This is a genomic window from Acinetobacter sp. GG2 (genome assembly GCF_000292385.1).
Lineage (GTDB): Bacteria > Pseudomonadota > Gammaproteobacteria > Pseudomonadales > Moraxellaceae > Acinetobacter > Acinetobacter seifertii.
Genome location: NZ_ALOW01000014.1, coordinates 15,749 through 33,326, shown reverse-complemented (window position 1 = coordinate 33,326; position 17,578 = coordinate 15,749). Strand labels below are relative to the sequence as shown.

Sequence of the window (17,578 nt, the reverse complement as noted above, 5' to 3'; positions counted from 1 at the left end):
TGGCAGGGGCGGCTGGATTCGAACCAACGGATGCCGAGATCAAAACCCGGTGCCTTACCACTTGGCGACGCCCCTAACTTGTAACCTTAAAATGATTAAGAGGAGATTCTTTTAAACTATTTACCACATAAGCTTTACATGGTGAATGCTTAAGAATGTCATCAATATTCATTTCATTCGTTACTTCAGTAAAAACACAAGCACCTGTACCTGTAAGCTTTGCTTGACCAAACTGATCAAGATATTGCATTGCTTCTTCAACTTCAGGGTATAACTTTCTAGCCAAAGGCTCAAAGTTATTTCCAAAATTAGAAGGTTCTAACTGATAGGCGCAAAATTTAGTGGTCTTAGAGTCTCTTGTCAATGTTTTTTGTGAAAAAAGCAATTGAGTGCTGATAAAACAATCAGGTTTTAAAATAATGAACTGTTTTTGATCTAAGTCTATGAATGATAAATGTTCACCTATGCCTTCAGCCCATGCATTTTTACCATAAATAAAAATAGGAACATCGGCACCGAGCTTTACGCCATAGTCAGCAAGTTCATCCTGACTTAGTCCACATTGCCATAATTGATTTAAAACAATGAGGGTTGTAGCTGCATTAGAGGAACCTCCGCCTAAACCTGCGCCCATTGGAATATTTTTCTCAATTTTGATGTGCAGACCAGAGAGTTTTTTTGCATGTGGTTTAAGTATTTGAGCAGCTTTATAAATCAGATTTTGTTCAAGTTGAACTTCTCCTAAACCTTCAATCTGGATTTCATCTTTATCAATAAGAGAAAAAGTCATCCAGTCATATAAATCAATGAGTTGGAAAATAGTTTGCAGTTCATGATAACCATTTTCACGACGTCCTGTGATATGTAAAAACAGGTTGAGCTTAGCTGGAGAAGGAACTCGAATCATAGATTTAAATAATTAGATTTAACGGTTTTGGATGACCATTGTAATACGGTTTTCTTTATCTTCAGCAAGTGCCTGCTTCAAAACCAGTTTATTTGGCAAAGTTTGTTCGCCATCATAACTAAAATTGACTGTCCAGCCATCTTCGATGAGTTGGCTCACACGATTTACATTATCTTTGCTGATTTGGGCATTTAAAGTTGCTGGCTTTGCCAAAATCCAACTGGTTAGATGAGTAATGGGTGCTTGCCAACCAGTAGCACGTTCTAAAAGTTCTTCAGGTGATGCGGCTGTAATCACGCCAGTTTTAGCACTGTTTAAAGTAACTTCACCTGGTTTACCCTGAATTTGTGTCTTTCCGACACCTAAAATGCCACTTAATTCGATATCAAAATTATCTTGTTGCTGAACCCATGTGAAGAATGCACTACCACTTTGCTGTGGGGTGCGCACACCAATTTTACCTTGTAAGTTGAAATGTTTTTCATCTTGCACTTGGTGGGAAATTGCGGGTTTGGGCTGAGTAAAATGCTGACAACCGGTTAAAAATAATACACTTGATCCACAGATCGCTGTGCACAGTTGGGCAAATTTGCTCATATATTTAACTCTTTTTTGCTGATGTAGGTAAAATTAACGCATCAAGCTGGTGTAATTGTGGATCATTCGCGTGCTTTTGTTTCAGTTGTTGTAACACAGCACTAAATTCAGTTAATGATCCTTGCATATACAGTGCCTTAGCGTAACGAATCCCAATATTTATGTTATGACTAAGCTCGTAAGCTTTGCCTAAAGCTTCCGCTGCGCCCTCATAATCATTTTGTAAAAATGCGATATAGCCCAGTGTATCCAAAATCGAGGCTTGTTCTGGTGCATATTCCAATGCTTGTTCAGCATATTGTCGCGCTTCTTTTAATCTACGGTTTTGCAAAGCCAGCGTATACGCATAGGCATTCAGATAGGTCGGACTATTTGGTTCTAATTGCAATAATTGCTTAAGTGTTTTATCAAGTTTATCGCGGTCGGTATAAGGGTCTAATAATAAAACTTCTGCATAGATGAGTTCCGGATCATCCGGTAAGTTTTTGATTGCTTCATCTAATAAATTTAATGCAGCTTTTTTATTGCCCATTTTCTTTAAAATTTCAGCTTGGGCCTGATAAAGAAAACTTGCATGTTGTGGATAATTAACTCGCTCTTGAGTTAAAAACCGTAATGCATCATGTAAATTTTCTTGTTTATCATAGATCGCAATTAGATTTCGTCTTGAAACAATGTAGAGGCTACCATCAACTAAACGGTAATAAGCTTTAGCTGTCTCATAGTGCTGTTTTCGTTCAGCATTAATGGCTAAGTAGTAATATGCTTCGTTTTGATATTTTGCAGAGTTGCGTAAATCAACTAAATATTGTTCAGCTTTATCATATTGCTTGAGGTCAATACTGGTTAGACCTGCAATAAATAATGCTTCTTCAGCCCGAGGATTACTCTCAATAATTTTTTCTAATTTTTCAAGGGCAAGTTGAGGCTGATTAGTCTGAATGAGATAACGGACTTCAGCCAAGCGAATATCTAGATTTTTCTTATATTTACGGCTTGATTTTGCATACCATTTTAAAGCACCTTCTTGATCATTTAGAGCAATCAATAGGTTCGCTTTCATCAAGATAAAGCTCGTTACTTTTGGACGACGGCGTAGCGCACGGTTAATGGTATTTAGAGCAGGTTCTAATTGACCATTTTGTGCTTCTAGATTAGCAATAAGCGCTAAAATAGAAGGATTTTCCTTTTCTGCACTTGAACGTAAAGCCGTTAATAAAACATCTCGGTCTTGTGCATTTTCGGGTGCAATACTCGCCAGAATTTGTTCAAGATCGGCAGTTGGATCAATTTTTAAAATCTTATCTAAAGTTTCGGCAGCAAGCTGGTATTCATGTGTTTTTAATGCAATATGCGATAAATAAAATAAAGCAGGAACATCTTTGGGTTCTTGAACCACCCAATGTGTTGCAACATTTAATGCAGCTTGTAGATCGTTATATTCAAGAGCGACATCTAGTGCACGCTGTTTAATCGTTGTTGAGTTGCTTCTAATCGCAAGCACAGTGTAGTTGTGTAGTGCTGTAGGAATATCGTCGTAAGCTAAAGCAAACTCTGCGACCATACTCTGTTGTAGAGCCTGATCAAATGAATGCACTGCATAGGTCTCTTGCAACGGACGTGCATAGACATATGAGGACATGCTACCTAACAATAAGAATGTGGTAGAATACTGTCTTATCGAAGCACCGTTAAAATTAATACGGCTATTCATTTGACGCAATTTTTATTGATCCAAAGTAATGCTTTTTATGACACCGATGTTGCACAATAGCATAAATTTAGCGAAATGATGATCTGATATGTCTTTCTTTGCATTGGGTGTCAACCATCAAACAGCTTCTGTAGAACTCCGCGAGCAAATTGCTTTCAATGCAGAGCGATTAAGTACTTTGCTTGCCGAGCAACGTTATCACGAGTCTTTAAAAGACTTAGTGGTTGTCTCGACCTGTAACCGTACAGAAGTCTACGCCATGGCGGAAGATGCCGAAAGCCTTCTGAAATGGTTAGCCGACGCCAATAATATTGATGTAAAGCATTTAATTCATCATGTTTATCGTTACGAAAATGCTCAAGCCATCACACATTTAATGCGTGTCGCAAGTGGTTTAGATTCACTCATGTTGGGTGAGCCACAAATTTTAGGGCAGGTAAAAAGCGCTTTAGCATTGTCTAAAGAAGCGCAGACGGTCTCTCCTGAATTAAATAGCGTGTTTGAATATGCTTTCTACGCGGCTAAACGTGTTCGGTCAGAAACGGCTGTAGGTAGTCATGCAGTTTCAATGGGTTATGCGGTTGCACAATTAGCTTTACAAGTCTTTAGTAAACCTGAAAAGCTCACAGTGATGGTGGTTGCGGCAGGCGAGATGAACAGTCTGGTAGCTAAGCACTTAGCAGAAATGGGTGTTGCCAAGATTATTATTTGTAATCGCAGTCGTGAACGTGCTGACCAGTTAGCACAAGAAATTGCACATCAAGTTGAAGTTGAGATTATTGATTTTTCAGCTTTATCAGAAAATCTATATCGTGCTGATGTTGTTTCAAGTTGTACAGGCAGTTTGCATCAAGTGATTGCTTATGCGGATGTCAAAAGTGCATTGAAAAAACGTCGTTATCAGCAAATGTTGATGGTGGATTTAGCAGTACCGCGTGATATTGACCCTAAAGTTGAGTCACTTGATGGAGTCTATTTATACGGGGTCGATGACTTACAAAGCGTAATTGATGAAAACTTGGCTCAACGTCGTCAGGCGGCTGTTGAAGCTGAAGTCATGGTGAATCAATTAGCAACTCAATTGATTACGCACCAAAAAGTCAAAGAAGCGGGAGGTACAATCCATGCTTATCGCCAACATAGTGAGGAAATTAGTCAGCAAGAGCTTACACATGCCTTGAATACTTTGCACAATGGTGTCAATCCAGAACAAGTGCTCAAAGAATTTGCTCACCGCTTGACACAAAAGTTAATGCATCCAACCTCTATGTTGTTACGTGAAGCTGCTAAAGCAGAAAGTCCTGATTACTTTGAGTGGTTACAACAGCATTTACAGGATGTATTTGACCATGAGCGAAAGCCTAAAAACTAAGAGAGCAGTCTTAAGCTAATTTGTTTGGTGAGCTCATTGAGTTGTTGTCTTAAGTTTCTTGACTCAACTAATGAAATTTTAGATTTCAGTTTTTGACGTAAATATCTTTCTTGTAAACCCAATGCATATTCTTTAGCAAGTTTATCTGCTACTTCAGGTGCCTGAGTTAATGCCTGAATATTGGTTCTTTGCATAATATCTGCAACTTCATGGCAATAAGTGCTACATGCACCTAAAACATAATACGTCGCTAGCTCTTGGTCATCAGGCAATTCATCAAATATACGGTTTAAAATGGCTAATATTTTAGCCAATAGTTCATCTTGCGGAATATAAGCACGTAATCCTTCAAAATGAATATAAAGGAAAGGGTGGTGCATCAAAATTGCAACAGCAAAGTCTTCATCTTTTGTTTGGATATTAAATGACAACGATGCATCATGACTAACTTGTGGGGTAAAGCGCTTGCCTAAACCTAATTTTTCACGGAAAGATTGAGTTAATAGATAGCGGAAGGAACCTTGTTTGGGTAATAACTCGGTGAGTTCTCTTAACTCACCCATGACAAGACTCTTACCTTCAGGCGTACTGATATTATGCTGACCAGTAAGATGAGCGAAAACAAAGTCCGATAGTAACGGAGCTTGGTCTAATAGCTTTTGGAAGTTTTCGAGCCCTTCACGTCGGATTAAGGAGTCTGGATCGTGGTCATTTGGCAATACAAAGAATTTAAGCTCACGACCGTCGTTGAGTAATGGTAATGCAATTTCTAAAGTTCGACGTGCTGCTTTTTGACCAGCTGCATCACCATCAAAGGCAATCGTAATTCGATTATTTTGTTTAAATAAAATATTAAGATGTTCTGTATTACTCGCCGTTCCTAAAGTCGCCACAGCACCAGTAATGCCATATTGCTGTAAAGCAATGACATCCATATATCCTTCAACCATTAACCAGTCATTAGATTTTAATTTTCTGCCTTCATATAAACCATAAAGTAATTGGTTTTTATGGAAAACTTCTGAGTCTGGTGAATTAATGTATTTGGGTTTAATTTCGTCATTAAGCGCACGACCACCAAACCCGACTACACGGCCTTTAGGGTCTCGAATTGGGAAAATCACACGATCGCGTAAAAGGTCAAAATCGCGACCACTGTCACTGGAACGAATGAGTCCAAGTTGCTTTAAGCCTTCAATGTCGTAAGGGAAAGCTTTTTCTAAATGTTGCCAGTCTTCTGGAGCATAACCTAAACGCCAGAATTGAATTGTTTGGTCGGTTAGGCCGCGTTGTTTAAAGTACTTTTTAGCTTTTTGACTTGTAGGTAATTGGTGTTCGTAAAATTGAGCAACATTTTCCAAAAGGTCGTATAAATTACCTTCTTGTACAGGTTTATCAAAACTAAATGGCTGTTCGAACTGTGCAAAAGGATCATCAAAATATACTGGTTCAAGCGTATTGTACTGATCATCTATAGGTGCTTGAGTATTTGGTTCTACAACTGCTTTTTCTGGAACTGGTGGCTTGGTAACTTGGCGTGTATAAGACAGTTTTTTATTATCAGTATTGTCTTTGGGTAATTCGATACCCGCGTTACTCGATAACTCCTTCATCACATCGATAAAGTTTCGGTTATCAATATCCATTAAGAAGCGAATGGCATTACCGTTTGCTTGGCAGCCGAAGCAGTGATAGTACTGTTTATCGCGATAAACATGGAATGATGGAGTTTTCTCTTGATGAAAAGGGCAACAACCAGAATATGTTCGTCCGGTCTTTTTCAATTTCACACGTTGACCGATCAGATCGACAATATCTGTGCGATCTAGAATCTGATCAATCGTATGCTGTGGAATTGCCATAATTCAGATAACCGTGTTTAAACTAATGATGCGATAGGTCAGATTATTCTGACATGATGAAACGAGATATGCCCGATAAATATTTTACTATTTTATAAAAACAAACAGGCAAGTCATATCACTTGCCTGTTTGTGGGTTATTTTTAAGCTGTTATTGCTTATTGAGCAGCATCGCCAGCTTCAGTCGAAGATGCTGCTGGTGCAGTTGTTGTACCTTCTGCTGCTTTTTCTGGTTTATCAAGTAAACCAAAGCTTAAACGGTTAGTCCAACTGCGTTCAGTTTTTGGAGTCTCAACTGGTGCTTGAGTTGTTTCTTGAGTTTCTTCTTTACCTGAACTACCCATTAAGCCAAAGCTTACACGGTTAAGTAGACTGCGTTTTGGTTCAACTGGAGTAGCTGTTTCAGCCGCTACAGATTTAGATTCGCGACCAAGAATACCTAAGGTAGCACGGTTAATCCAGTTGCCTTCTTTACGCGCAGCGCGCATATTTACCGTGCCATTTTTATTAACAAGGCTAGGATAATTAAGCTTCAACACTTCGATGTATTGCTGTGAAGTTGCTTTATCACCCAGTTGGTCATAGCTATATGCCAAAGTTGCTAGGGCTTCTGGCACTTGAGGTGTTTGTGGGTAGTGTTCAATTACCCATTGCGAACGCTCAGCCGCTGCAACCCATGCTTTACGTTTAACGTTAAAGCGAGCAGTATTCATTTCACTTTCAGCAAGCTCTTGACCAATAAACTTCATACGCTGTGCTGCATCGACAGAATATTGGCTGCTTGGGAAGCGGCGAATCAAATCAACGAAGTTTTGATAAGCAACTTTTAAATAACTGATGTCACGATGAGATTGTTGCAAAGATGTGTAACGCAACAAGCTATCATAGTTCAGTTCCATGTTAGATACGCCACGAACGTAGTAAGCATAATCTACATTTGGATGTTGAGGATTTAAACGAATAAAGCGTTCAGCTAAAGCAATCGCGCCTTCATAATCTTTTTGTTTAAATTTTGAATAGAGAAGTTCAAGTTGTGCTTGTTGTGCGTATTGTCCAGTTGGATAATAGGTATCAATCGCTTCTAAAGATTTAGCAGCGTCAAGATATTGCCCACGATCAAGAGATTTTTGAGCTTTGTCAAAATACGCTTGTTCACTAGATTGAGGCCCAGTATCGACCACTTCTTTTTTACTTGGATTGCTGCTACAGCCCACAAATGCAGACGCTAAACCTAAAGATAGGGCAAGCATCGTAATTTTATAACGTGGTAGCGACATAAAAACTCCTCTGTTATGTTGGGCAATGAGCTACAATTGCGCTATTAAACCACTTTTATCTCAATGATCAAATGACTTCAGCACAATCTTCAAACACAAACTTCTCTGAAACTGACTTCAATTTACTTGAAGATTCTGAGGATGCAGATAACCATACTTCTGATACAACTGCAACACGTTTATCGTTGCAAGTTCAGTTGGATGAAAGCTACTTAGGGCAACGTATCGACCAAGTTGCAGCTATGGTGTGGAGTGAGTTCTCCCGCGAAAAACTGAAACAATGGATGAAGGAAGGTCATCTGTTGGTAAATGGTAACATCGTAAAACCTAAATATCGTTGTGAGGGTATTGAAACCCTAACTTTAAATGTTGAGTTAGAAGCACAGACGACCAGTCAGCCTGAAAATATCCCACTTGATATTGTTTATGAAGATGAAGATATTTTAGTTATTAATAAACCAGTCGGTATGGTGGTCCATCCTGGAGCGGGTAATAGTTCAGGAACATTAGTGAATGCATTGCTTTACCATTTCCCAAAACTGGCAGAGCTTTCACGTGCTGGTTTAGTACATCGTATTGATAAAGATACGAGTGGTTTATTGGTTGTTGCAAAAACGTTAGAAGCTCAATTTTCTTTAAGTAAGCAGTTGGCAAATAAATCGGTTTACCGCTTATATGACTTAGTTGTTTATGGAAATATCATTGCTGGCGGTACGATTGATGAGCCGATTAAACGTCATCCGGTAGACCGTGTGAAAATGGCGATTTTACCGGGCGGACGCGATGCAGTGACTCACTACAATGTAAAAGAACGTTTTAAAGATTTTACTCGTGTGCAAGCTCGTCTTGAAACAGGCCGAACTCATCAGATTCGCGTGCATTTTAGTTATATTGGTTATGGCTTGATTGGTGATCAGGTTTATATGAACCGTGTACGTGTGCCTGCTGGTGCATCTGAATTACTCATTGAAACTTTACGTGGTTTTAAACGTCAAGCATTACATGCAGCTAAATTAGGCTTGAAACATCCGCGTACTGGTGAAGAAATGCAATTTGAAGCACCATGGCCTGAAGATTTTACCCAGTTAGTAAATGTGTTGCGTTCAGAAAACGCAGCCTACTAAGGAACTGAATTATGGAATTTGTTCAAGGTTTACCACAAGGTGTTTTTGTAGGGCAGACGCGTATTCAACATCCTTTGGCATTGCCAACGGACCAAACTGAATTAACGGGTTTTAATCTTGCTTTGCATGTTAATGATGAAGCTGGACGCGTTCAGCAGCATCGAATGATGCTTTTAGATGAGTTTGCTCAGTTTGGCGTTAAGAAAATGACATGGATGACCCAAACACATAGCACGATTTGTCATACGGTAAATGAACAAATTCCCTTTACGGCATTAATAGGTGATGGCTTGGTTACTCAAACCAAAGGCCATGCATTAATGATGATGACCGCCGATTGTTTACCTGTGGTACTTGGCAATGCAGAGGGCACTGAAGTCGCTAACTTACATGCAGGATGGCGAGGTTTGGCAGGTGGCATTATTGAAAATACAGTTACTGCTATGCAAAATCCTCCAACTTGGGCATGGTTAGGTGCTGCGATTAGTCAACCCTGCTTTGAAATTGGAACGGAAGTTAAAACTGCTTTTTGTGGTAAGTATCCTGAATTGGAAACAGCTTTTGTTGATGGAGCGGCACCAGATAAATTTCATGCAGATTTATATGCGATTGCTCGCTTTATTTTGCAAAGACTTGGCGTGAAACAAGTTTTAGGTGGAGACCAGTGCTCGTATCAACAGCAAGATGAGTATTTCTCTTACCGCCGTGATGCTAAAACGGGTCGTATGGCAACTTTTGTATTTATGTAGTTTATAAAAATCGCAATTCACTTTAAGAAAGTGCGATTGTTGTGATATCAATCTCTTATGTTATTTAGATTTTTAAATAATATAGGAGATTTTGTTATTTTTGGATTTTTAATATTGACTCAAATAATCCGTTAAAAAGCTAATTTTTGATATTCACAGATCGTGGTTTAGCAAGTTTTAATAAAATGCTAAAATACAAAAAATCGCTCAAATTATTAAACTTATGTCTTTGCCTGAAAAACATCTCTCTATTGTCTATCACAGCCCTTATGGCCACACTGCAAAGGTAGCTTCTGCTATTGCTGCAGGAGCGGAAGTGATGGGCGTTAAAGTACATGTGATGAATATTGAGCACATTGACTGGGATGTTTTAGACGCTTCACAGGGAATTATTTTTGGCTCGCCAACCTATATGGGCAGTGTAACTGCTGATTTTAAAAAGTTTATGGATAGCACATCCAAACGCTGGAAAAATCGATTATGGCAAGGCAAGTTGGCTGCTGGTTTTGCAAATTCGGGTGGTTTGAGTGGTGATAAGCTTGCAGTTTTGCAGCAGCTTAATATTTTTGCGATGCAACACGGCATGCTGTGGTCTGGTTTACCTTTAATGACAACTGGTCATACTGAAACTGATTTAAACCGTTTATCAAGTTGTTTGGGCTTAATGACACAGTCCGATAATGCACCTGTTGAGATTACCCCGCCACAAGGTGATTTAGATACTGCTAAATGGTTTGGTGAATATATCGCTGGTCTTTTATATAGATTAAATTAAGTAAATCATGCGATATAAAAAAGCCTCTAAAAGAGGCTTTTTTACTAAATTACTTATGAAATATACGGGCTTTATCACGCTGCCAGTCACGGTCTTTTTCAGTCGCACGTTTGTCGTGAAGCTGTTTACCTTTCACAAGCGCAATTTCCAGCTTAACTAAATGACCTTTCCAGTAACACGCCAAAGGAACACATGAGTAACCTTTTTGGTTAACTGCACCCATGAGGTGTTCAAGCTGACGTCGAGAGAGCAATAACTTACGAGTACGTGTTGCTTCAGGAACAACATGGGTCGAAGCCGATAATAAAGGCTGAATTTGTGAGCCAAGTAAAAATGCTTCGCCATTTTTGAAAATGACATAACTTTCTGTCAAAGTCATACGCCCAGCACGTAAGGATTTCACTTCCCAACCTTGAAGTGACATACCTGCTTCAAATTTTTCTTCGATAAAATAATCATGACGGGCACGTTTGTTTTGTGCGATGGTTCCGCCATTATGTTTCTTTACTACTGTTGCTTTCGCCATAATTCAAACTTCCACAATTGCCTCTATTGTGCCGTAAACTGATGCCAAGGTGAAGTTTTTTCCCACATATCAATATTTCGCCTCATGTATAACTTTTGCTAAAATAGGCGCACAATACAATTAGAGTACTAGCGGATGTCTAAAACGCGTGTAATTTATCCTGGAACATTTGACCCTATCACAAATGGGCACGTTGATTTAGTTACTAGAGCATCAAGAATGTTTGATGAGGTCGTAGTAGCTATTGCAATTGGACATCATAAGAACCCTTTGTTCAGTCTAGAAGAGAGAGTTGCACTGGCACAATCATCATTAGGTCATCTATCAAATGTTGAGTTTGTAGGTTTTGATGGCTTACTGGTTAATTTTTTCAAAGAACAAAAGGCTACAGCGGTACTTCGCGGTTTAAGAGCAGTTTCTGATTTTGAATATGAGTTTCAATTGGCTAATATGAATCGCCAGTTGGACCCACATTTCGAAGCAGTGTTCTTAACACCTTCTGAACAGTATTCTTTTATTTCTTCGACGTTGATTCGAGAAATTGCACGCTTAAGAGGTGATGTAACCAAGTTTGTTCCGCAAGCTGTGGTTGAAGCTTTTGAACGTAAACATCAACAAGGTTGGTAAAGTGTCGTTATATATCACCGATGAGTGCATAAACTGTGATGTTTGTGAACCAGTTTGCCCAAATGAAGCTATTTTTATGGGTGAAGTGATTTATGAAATTCATCCAGATTTATGTACAGAGTGCGTTGGTCACCATGACCAACCACAGTGTCAATTATTTTGTCCAGTAGACTGTATTCCTAAAGATCCGCAGCATGAGGAGACGGAAGAACAGCTATTAGACAAATATAAAAGATTAATTGCTCAAAAAAGCACAAGCAATTAGTGAATAAATTTGTTAATATGCGCCCCTGAAGTGAGCTGGATGGTCGCTGCTGTGGAGGTCTTCGTGACTGAAGCAGGAGAGGAAAGTCCGGGCTTCATAGGGCAGGGTGCCAGGTAACGCCTGGGCGGTGAAAGCCGACGGAAAGTGCAGCAGAGAGTAGACCGCCTCATTCGTGAGGTAAGGGTGAAAGGGTGCGGTAAGAGCGCACCGCGTGTCTGGTAACAGTTCACGGCATGGCAAACCCCACCAGAAGCAAGACCAAATAGGAATCCTAGGTGCGGCCCGTACTGGATTCGGGTAGGTCGCTTGAGCGTATGAGTGATTGTACGCCTAGAGGAATGACCATCCTCGACAGAACCCGGCTTATAGGCTCACTTCACCTCATTTTATTTAAAATTTTTCTTGACGCGCGGTAAAGAAGCTAAGATAATGCGCGCACAGTTTACGGCTATGTAGCTCAGTTGGTTAGAGCACCGCACTCATAATGCGGGGGTCACAAGTTCAAGTCTCGTCATAGCCACCATTTTACAGACCACGCTCCTGCGTGGTCTTTTTTTATGCTCATTTTTTGATTAAACACAGTTTGTAAAGACCGACTTTATAGTTCTGGCATTGTTTGTCCAAGCCAATTTCTTCATGTTCTTATAACACTTAACAAGGATGTTGAAGACATGAAAAGGTCATTATTATTTTTAGGAATTTTGAGTTTATCTGCGGGAGTACAAGTCTCTGCGGCTGATTTGAGTTGGGGTGATCCAACTTTAGATTCGGGGCAGTTTAAAGTGTCTGGTGCGGTACGTTCCCGTTATTTACATAAGGACTATGTGGTTGGGGCGAATGAGGGTTCTCAAAATGATGACTGGCGACTCACAGATATTAAATTAGTTTTGGGTTATGAAAATCCAGATTGGATTGCAGGTCTAGATGCCCGTTGTTACCAATATAATCGTTTGTGTGATGCAATTTTCCTAAAAAAAGCATGGGCAGGCTATAAGCTATCTGACCAGCAAAGAATTACGGTAGGTTTACAGCCTGTTGATTTTGGCTTTGGCGAATTTTGGGGAAGTAGTTATTACGAGACGCTTTTAAATACCGTTGGTTTAGAAGATATTGATAATTTAGGTATTAAATATAAATTTGCAGATGACAAATACAATTTGACCTTAGGTTTCTATCCAACAGATGGAGGAAATTATAAGGGAACGTCAAAAAACTCAAGCCGTTACAGTGGTAATTTTGTTGAGGCAGATGATTTGTCTAATGGCACCAATATTGAAGAAAAAAATATGTGGATTGGCCGAGCATCTAGAAAATTTGAAATTGATAAGACTCAAAATTTTTCGACTGAGCTAGGTGGGTCAGCTTGGTATTCTGATTTAGAAAATAAAAGAACAAATATAGATGGACACCGTAAATCTTGGAACGTTTTTGCTCAAACCCAATATCAAGCATGGCAATGGATGTTCTTGGCAGGTAAGCAAGATGTGACCAATGGGGATGATTTATTACCAAATAGTTCAACTATTGGTGCATTCGACTATCCATATCAAGTAGCGAATAAGGGTAAGTATTTGGTTAATGAAATTAATTACACCTTCGCTCAGCCATTTCATCAACTTACCAATATTAAGCCTTATGTTTCTCATAGTCGCTTTTTCAAAGATGAGGAAGGCTATAAAGACTCTGAACGCTTAATAGCAGGCGTTTATTTTAATTACAAAGCCATTGGTATTCAGGGTGAATATATTATGAGTAAAAATGATCCAATGGTAGGAGGTGGGGCAAATGGCCTTGCACAAGGTAGCAGTAATGATTGGGATAAATTGTTTTATCTTTCAATTGGATATTATTTCTAAAATTTAAGAGTAATTTATTGCCCTAAGTGAATGGTGTTCATTTAGGGCTTTTTTTATAGAAAGACTTTTTCAGGTGGAGGTTCACGTTTGACGGCTGGTGAAATGAGTTGTCCACGATTTAGGTTTTGCACATGTTGCAAGCGATTAAGTAATTCATTTTGAATAAACAAAATACAGGTTTGCAGTTTGGAAGAACTTTTGAGTCGAGAGGGATAGACTGCCCAGACGTCTGCATCTTGCCAATATTCAGGCAAAATATGCTGAAGTTGGCCAGTAATCAATTCGTCTGCAACATCCCAAATTGACCGGAAAATAATACCGTGACCTTCTATAGCAAGTTGATGAATAATTTCGCCGTTATTCGAAACAAAACGTGGTTTGATATGCACTGAGACATCTTCAGAAGCATGCCTAAATTTCCATAGCACAGATGATTGATCACGCTCACTAATCGTTAAACAATCATGTGTTTGCAAATCTTCAATACTGTCTGGTACGCCGTGTTTAAGTAAATAACTAGGCGCTGCACATAAAATTCGAAAATTAGAAGCTAACTTCTTCGCAATCATGTTTGGCGCAATTTCATTACCAATTCTGATGTCTAAATCAATACTGTGCTGAATAAGGTCTTTGGTATTGTCGATGGTGTCAAAATGTATTTGAAGCTTTGGATAAAGCATCATTAATTTAGACAGAATTGGGGCGATATGTTTTCTACCAAAACCAAAGCTACTAATAATATCAATACGACCCGTAGGTGTACTGAGCGGGTTATTGACCAGTTCACAAACTTCATCAAATTCTTCAAGAATATTTGAAACTCTCTCAAGAATAAGTTTCCCATCTTCCGTCAAGCTAACGTGACGTGTACTGCGATGAAAAAGTTTGCAGCTTAATGTGTTTTCTAAAATATTAATTCGCTTGCTAATAAAAGCTGGCGATGTCCCAAGTTCTTCAGCAGATTCGACAAAACTTTTTAGTTTGGCGACTGTGCAAAAAACCTTTAAATCCGATAGGTTAGGTAGATTATTCACGATCCGTGTCCATTGGAGTGATAGTTCCGTTGTTGATCATTTTTGCTTAAAACATCATGTTTAAGCCATACAAGGATATTAGTCGAAGGTGTGAAGGAAGCTTATGGCAAAAAGATATAAAGTTGCCACGATTGCAGGCGATGGCATTGGTTTAGAAGTTCTACCAGAAGGCATTAAGGTTGTAAAGGCAGCAGCAGAGAAGCATGGCATTGAGCTTCAACTCGATGCTTTTGATTGGGCAAGCTGCGATTACTATCTTGAGCACGGCAAAATGATGCCAGATGACTGGTTTGAAACCTTGCAAGGTTACGATGCGATCTATTTTGGCGCTGTAGGCTGGCCAGATAAAGTGCCCGACCATATTTCACTTTGGGGTTCGCTACTTCAGTTCCGTCGTCGCTTTGACCAATATGTGAATTTACGTCCAGTGCGCTTAATGCCGGGTGTGAAATGTCCATTGGTAGGTAAAAAACCAGGCGACATCGATTTTTACGTGGTTCGTGAAAATAGTGAAGGTGAGTATTCAGCCATTGGTGGTAAAGCTTTTGAAGGGACAGACCGCGAGTTTGTTTTACAAGAAGCGGTATTTACACGCCATGGTGTAGATCGCATTTTGCGTTATGCATTTGAGTTTGCAAATCAGCGTGATGCGAAAAAAATTACAGCAGCGACTAAGTCCAATGGTATTGCTGTCAGCATGCCGTACTGGGATGAGCGCGTTGATGCGATGGCAAAACAATATCCACAAATTCAAGCTGATAAACAGCATGTTGATATTTTGGCGGCTCGTTTTGTATTGCAACCTGAGCGTTTTGATGTGGTTGTGGCATCGAATTTATTTGGCGACATTCTTTCCGATTTAGGCCCTGCATGTACGGGAACCATTGGTTTGGCTGCTTCAGCAAATTTAAATCCAGAGAGAAAATTTCCATCATTGTTTGAACCTGTACATGGTTCGGCACCAGATATTTACGGTAAACAAATTGCCAACCCAATCGCTGCGATTTGGTCGGGTGCCATGATGTTCGAATTCTTTGGTGAAGAAGACGAACGCTGCATCCAAGCAGGTCAGGACATTATGCAAGCGATTGAGAATGTATTAATTAATGGGCCAAAGACAGCCGATATCGGCGGTCAGGCAAAAACTTATGAGGTAGGAGAGGCAATTGCATCGTGTGTAGCCCAAATTAAAATGGACGTGTTCGCTATGGAATAACGCCATCCCAAAATGGATGTATGGATATGGATAATCAAAACACAAAAATTTATACGGATAAGGTTCTTGCCGTAACCAGCTTACTGTTTGTATTTATTTCAGTTGCTGGTTTGGCGATTTATTCGCAAGAGTCGATCAAGATTGCTGCAACATGGATGCAGTGGACAACATCGATGTTTACAACACCGGTATTACTGTTTGCTTTTTTAGCTATCATTTTTACTTTTGGTCTGGCCTTTAGTAAATACGGAAAAATCAAACTCGGTGAAGGAAAGCCTCAATACACCACGATGTCATGGATTTTTATGTTCATCTTGTCAGGTATTGGGTCTTCTACACTGTACTGGGGCTTCTTGGACTGGGCTTACTATTATCAAACTCCGGGTTTGAGCTTACCGCCTGAGTCAGCAGAAGCATTGAAATATAGCGTGGCTTACTCGTTTTTTCATTCTGGTTTAAGTGCGTGGGCAATTTATGCTTTGGCATCAATTTCTTTGTGCTACAGCTACCATGTGAGAAAAAATAAAGGCTTAAGTTTGGCTTCTGTGATTGAAGCGGTAACAGGCTTTAAATCAACCAGCGTGGTTGGGCGTTTAGTTGACCTTATGTTCTTGCTTTGCATGTTTGGTGCATTGACGATTTCATTAGTACTCACCGCCGTGACATTTACCAATATTTTGTCTCAGCTCACAGGTATCCCAAACACCTTTATGACTAAGGTCATCATTATTTTAGGTGTTTCGGTTCTGTTCGCACTTAGTTCTTATGTGGGTATGGATAAAGGCATGCAGCGTTTAAGTCACATGGTGTGCTTGGGCGTAGTGTTGTTTGCGATTTATGTACTTTGCTTTGGTCCAACGCAGTTCATTTTGAATAATTCATTAATGAGTTTCGGATTAATGGCAACCAACTTTGTCGATATGAGCTTGTTTACTGACCCAATGGGTGATGGCAAGTTTACTCGTGAATGGACTGTTTTCTACTGGTTATGGTGGATTTCATATGCGCCGGGTGTAGCACTCTTTGTAACACGTGTTTCTAAAGGCCGTACCATTAAAGAAGTCATCTTTGCCATGGTGATTGGCGGCAGTGTTGGTCTTTGGTTCATCTTTGGTGTGTTTGAAAACTATAGTGTTTATAGCTTTATTCATGGAGCTGTGAATGTACCGCAAATCTTAAGCCAACAAGGTGGTGAGGTTGCAATTGGTCAGTTGCTCAGTCTGTTACCTGCCGGAAAATTAATGATGTGGATTTTCCTGGGCATCATGGTGGTGTTCTTAGCAGCACATATGGATGCGGTAGGCTATGCGGTTTCAGCAACATGTACACGTGGTTTAAGTGAAGGACAAGATCCATCGCCAAATGCTCGTTTGTTCTGGTGTGTCATGCTGACTTTAGTTCCAATTGCCATGATCTTTAGTAAAGCACCTTTAGACACCATGAAAACAGCAACCATTGTGACGGCTTTACCATTCATTGTGATTATTCTGATTCAAACCTATGGCTTAGTGAAATGGCTGATTCAGGATTATGCCAAAGTCCCATCGCATTTAATTGAGCAACAAGGTTATGATAATCAGGAAATTGGTTTAAACCAGTCTCAAGATGAACATGTAAAAAGGATGCAGCTTGAGCTTGCGAGCTCAATCAAACTGGATAGAAAAACCAGCTAGAGGG

Annotated in this window: 16 protein-coding genes, 2 tRNA genes and 1 other RNA gene; 11 read left to right on the top strand and 8 right to left on the bottom strand. The window is 39.7% G+C overall.

The window, feature by feature from the left end; genetic code table 11:
• The 4 genes from B554_RS0100970 to B554_RS0100955 all read right to left on the bottom strand — a co-directional run bounded on the left by B554_RS0100970 (position 1) and on the right by B554_RS0100955 (position 3,218).
• A tRNA-Gln gene (locus B554_RS0100970) sits at positions 1 to 75 on the bottom strand.
• Positions 74 to 907, bottom strand: coding sequence for a 4-(cytidine 5'-diphospho)-2-C-methyl-D-erythritol kinase (ispE, locus tag B554_RS0100965; RefSeq protein ID WP_004703380.1), 834 nt, complete (start codon positions 905 to 907; stop codon positions 74 to 76). Before ispE ends, B554_RS0100970 begins: the two co-directional genes overlap by 2 nt.
• An 18-nt stretch (positions 908 to 925) precedes the next feature.
• The gene (gene lolB / locus B554_RS0100960; protein ID WP_019456640.1) at positions 926 to 1,504 is read right to left on the bottom strand and encodes a lipoprotein insertase outer membrane protein LolB; all 579 of its coding nucleotides are present in this window, start codon (positions 1,502 to 1,504) and stop codon (positions 926 to 928) included.
• A gap of 4 nt (positions 1,505 to 1,508) precedes the next feature.
• A complete protein-coding gene (locus tag B554_RS0100955) occupies positions 1,509 to 3,218 on the bottom strand; it encodes a tetratricopeptide repeat protein (protein ID WP_019456639.1) in 1,710 nt (569 codons plus the stop codon).
• Positions 3,219 to 3,306: 88 nt separating this feature from the next.
• Here B554_RS0100955 and hemA point away from each other — a divergent pair, with 88 nt between their 5' ends.
• Positions 3,307 to 4,590 carry a glutamyl-tRNA reductase gene (gene hemA / locus B554_RS0100950; RefSeq protein ID WP_019456638.1) on the top strand — a complete coding sequence of 428 codons (1,284 nt, stop codon included), beginning with the start codon at positions 3,307 to 3,309 and terminating at the stop codon, positions 4,588 to 4,590.
• Here hemA and B554_RS0100945 read toward each other — a convergent pair.
• Both B554_RS0100945 and B554_RS0100940 read right to left on the bottom strand, forming a co-directional pair.
• The gene (locus tag B554_RS0100945; protein WP_019456637.1) at positions 4,587 to 6,452 is read right to left on the bottom strand and encodes a DNA primase; all 1,866 of its coding nucleotides are present in this window, start codon (positions 6,450 to 6,452) and stop codon (positions 4,587 to 4,589) included. The two genes, hemA and B554_RS0100945, sit on opposite strands and share 4 nt — an antisense overlap.
• Positions 6,453 to 6,610: 158 nt before the next feature.
• Positions 6,611 to 7,729: an outer membrane protein assembly factor BamD gene (locus B554_RS0100940; RefSeq protein ID WP_019456636.1), complete on the bottom strand. Its 1,119-nt coding sequence runs from the start codon at positions 7,727 to 7,729 to the stop codon at positions 6,611 to 6,613.
• A gap of 71 nt (positions 7,730 to 7,800) precedes the next feature.
• Between B554_RS0100940 and rluD the strand changes: the two genes are divergently transcribed.
• The 3 genes from rluD (at position 7,801) to B554_RS0100925 (ending at position 10,377) form a co-directional block, all read left to right on the top strand.
• Positions 7,801 to 8,853, top strand: a complete 1,053-nt coding sequence (rluD, locus tag B554_RS0100935; RefSeq protein WP_004703372.1) for a 23S rRNA pseudouridine(1911/1915/1917) synthase RluD — start codon at positions 7,801 to 7,803, stop codon at positions 8,851 to 8,853.
• Between the two features lie 11 nt (positions 8,854 to 8,864).
• The gene (gene pgeF, locus B554_RS0100930) at positions 8,865 to 9,602 is read left to right on the top strand and encodes a peptidoglycan editing factor PgeF (protein ID WP_019456635.1); all 738 of its coding nucleotides are present in this window, start codon (positions 8,865 to 8,867) and stop codon (positions 9,600 to 9,602) included.
• A gap of 223 nt (positions 9,603 to 9,825) precedes the next feature.
• Positions 9,826 to 10,377: a flavodoxin family protein gene (locus B554_RS0100925; RefSeq protein WP_019456634.1), complete on the top strand. Its 552-nt coding sequence runs from the start codon at positions 9,826 to 9,828 to the stop codon at positions 10,375 to 10,377.
• A gap of 49 nt (positions 10,378 to 10,426) precedes the next feature.
• On the opposite strand, the gene smpB is transcribed toward B554_RS0100925, so the two are convergent.
• Positions 10,427 to 10,903: an SsrA-binding protein SmpB gene (gene smpB, locus B554_RS0100920; protein WP_004641603.1), complete on the bottom strand. Its 477-nt coding sequence runs from the start codon at positions 10,901 to 10,903 to the stop codon at positions 10,427 to 10,429.
• Between the two features lie 135 nt (positions 10,904 to 11,038).
• Between smpB and coaD the strand changes: the two genes are divergently transcribed.
• From coaD to B554_RS0100900, 5 genes are all read left to right on the top strand, one after another.
• Complete coding sequence (coaD, locus tag B554_RS0100915; protein ID WP_004703369.1) at positions 11,039 to 11,530, top strand: pantetheine-phosphate adenylyltransferase; 492 nt, start codon at positions 11,039 to 11,041, stop codon at positions 11,528 to 11,530.
• Between the two features lies 1 nt (position 11,531).
• Entirely contained in the window at positions 11,532 to 11,795 is a 264-nt protein-coding gene (locus B554_RS0100910; RefSeq protein WP_004703368.1) for a YfhL family 4Fe-4S dicluster ferredoxin, read from the top strand.
• 27 nt (positions 11,796 to 11,822) lie between these two features.
• Positions 11,823 to 12,177, top strand: an RNA gene (gene rnpB / locus B554_RS18305) — RNase P RNA component class A.
• A gap of 64 nt (positions 12,178 to 12,241) precedes the next feature.
• Positions 12,242 to 12,318, top strand: a tRNA-Met gene (locus B554_RS0100905).
• Between the two features lie 148 nt (positions 12,319 to 12,466).
• Positions 12,467 to 13,651 (top strand): porin, encoded by a 1,185-nt coding sequence (locus B554_RS0100900; RefSeq protein WP_019456633.1) that lies wholly within the window; start codon positions 12,467 to 12,469, stop codon positions 13,649 to 13,651.
• Between the two features lie 53 nt (positions 13,652 to 13,704).
• Here B554_RS0100900 and B554_RS0100895 read toward each other — a convergent pair whose 3' ends face one another.
• Positions 13,705 to 14,685 carry a LysR family transcriptional regulator gene (locus B554_RS0100895; protein WP_019456632.1) on the bottom strand — a complete coding sequence of 327 codons (981 nt, stop codon included), beginning with the start codon at positions 14,683 to 14,685 and terminating at the stop codon, positions 13,705 to 13,707.
• Positions 14,686 to 14,788: 103 nt separating this feature from the next.
• On the opposite strand from B554_RS0100895, the gene B554_RS0100890 reads away from it, so the two are divergent.
• Together B554_RS0100890 and B554_RS0100885 are read left to right on the top strand one after the other, a co-directional pair.
• Positions 14,789 to 15,901 carry a tartrate dehydrogenase gene (locus B554_RS0100890; RefSeq protein ID WP_019456631.1) on the top strand — a complete coding sequence of 371 codons (1,113 nt, stop codon included), beginning with the start codon at positions 14,789 to 14,791 and terminating at the stop codon, positions 15,899 to 15,901.
• A gap of 20 nt (positions 15,902 to 15,921) precedes the next feature.
• Positions 15,922 to 17,574: a BCCT family carnitine transporter gene (locus B554_RS0100885; RefSeq protein WP_081400253.1), complete on the top strand. Its 1,653-nt coding sequence runs from the start codon at positions 15,922 to 15,924 to the stop codon at positions 17,572 to 17,574.
• Positions 17,575 to 17,578 lie beyond the last annotated feature (4 nt).

Excerpts from the sequence above, each read along its gene's own strand:
- rluD (WP_004703372.1), top strand. The coding sequence starts at position 7,801 with ATGACTTCAGCACAATCTTCAAACACAAACTTCTCTGAAACTGACTTC.
- smpB (WP_004641603.1), bottom strand. The coding sequence starts at position 10,903 with ATGGCGAAAGCAACAGTAGTAAAGAAACATAATGGCGGAACCATCGCA.
- B554_RS0100955 (WP_019456639.1), bottom strand. The coding sequence starts at position 3,218 with ATGAATAGCCGTATTAATTTTAACGGTGCTTCGATAAGACAGTATTCT.
- pgeF (WP_019456635.1), top strand. The coding sequence starts at position 8,865 with ATGGAATTTGTTCAAGGTTTACCACAAGGTGTTTTTGTAGGGCAGACG.
- hemA (WP_019456638.1), top strand. The coding sequence starts at position 3,307 with ATGTCTTTCTTTGCATTGGGTGTCAACCATCAAACAGCTTCTGTAGAA.
- B554_RS0100890 (WP_019456631.1), top strand. The coding sequence starts at position 14,789 with ATGGCAAAAAGATATAAAGTTGCCACGATTGCAGGCGATGGCATTGGT.
- B554_RS0100945 (WP_019456637.1), bottom strand. The coding sequence starts at position 6,452 with ATGGCAATTCCACAGCATACGATTGATCAGATTCTAGATCGCACAGAT.
- lolB (WP_019456640.1), bottom strand. The coding sequence starts at position 1,504 with ATGAGCAAATTTGCCCAACTGTGCACAGCGATCTGTGGATCAAGTGTA.
- B554_RS0100940 (WP_019456636.1), bottom strand. The coding sequence starts at position 7,729 with ATGTCGCTACCACGTTATAAAATTACGATGCTTGCCCTATCTTTAGGT.
- B554_RS0100900 (WP_019456633.1), top strand. The coding sequence starts at position 12,467 with ATGAAAAGGTCATTATTATTTTTAGGAATTTTGAGTTTATCTGCGGGA.
- ispE (WP_004703380.1), bottom strand. The coding sequence starts at position 907 with ATGATTCGAGTTCCTTCTCCAGCTAAGCTCAACCTGTTTTTACATATC.
- B554_RS0100885 (WP_081400253.1), top strand. The coding sequence starts at position 15,922 with ATGGATATGGATAATCAAAACACAAAAATTTATACGGATAAGGTTCTT.
- B554_RS0100925 (WP_019456634.1), top strand. The coding sequence starts at position 9,826 with ATGTCTTTGCCTGAAAAACATCTCTCTATTGTCTATCACAGCCCTTAT.
- coaD (WP_004703369.1), top strand. The coding sequence starts at position 11,039 with ATGTCTAAAACGCGTGTAATTTATCCTGGAACATTTGACCCTATCACA.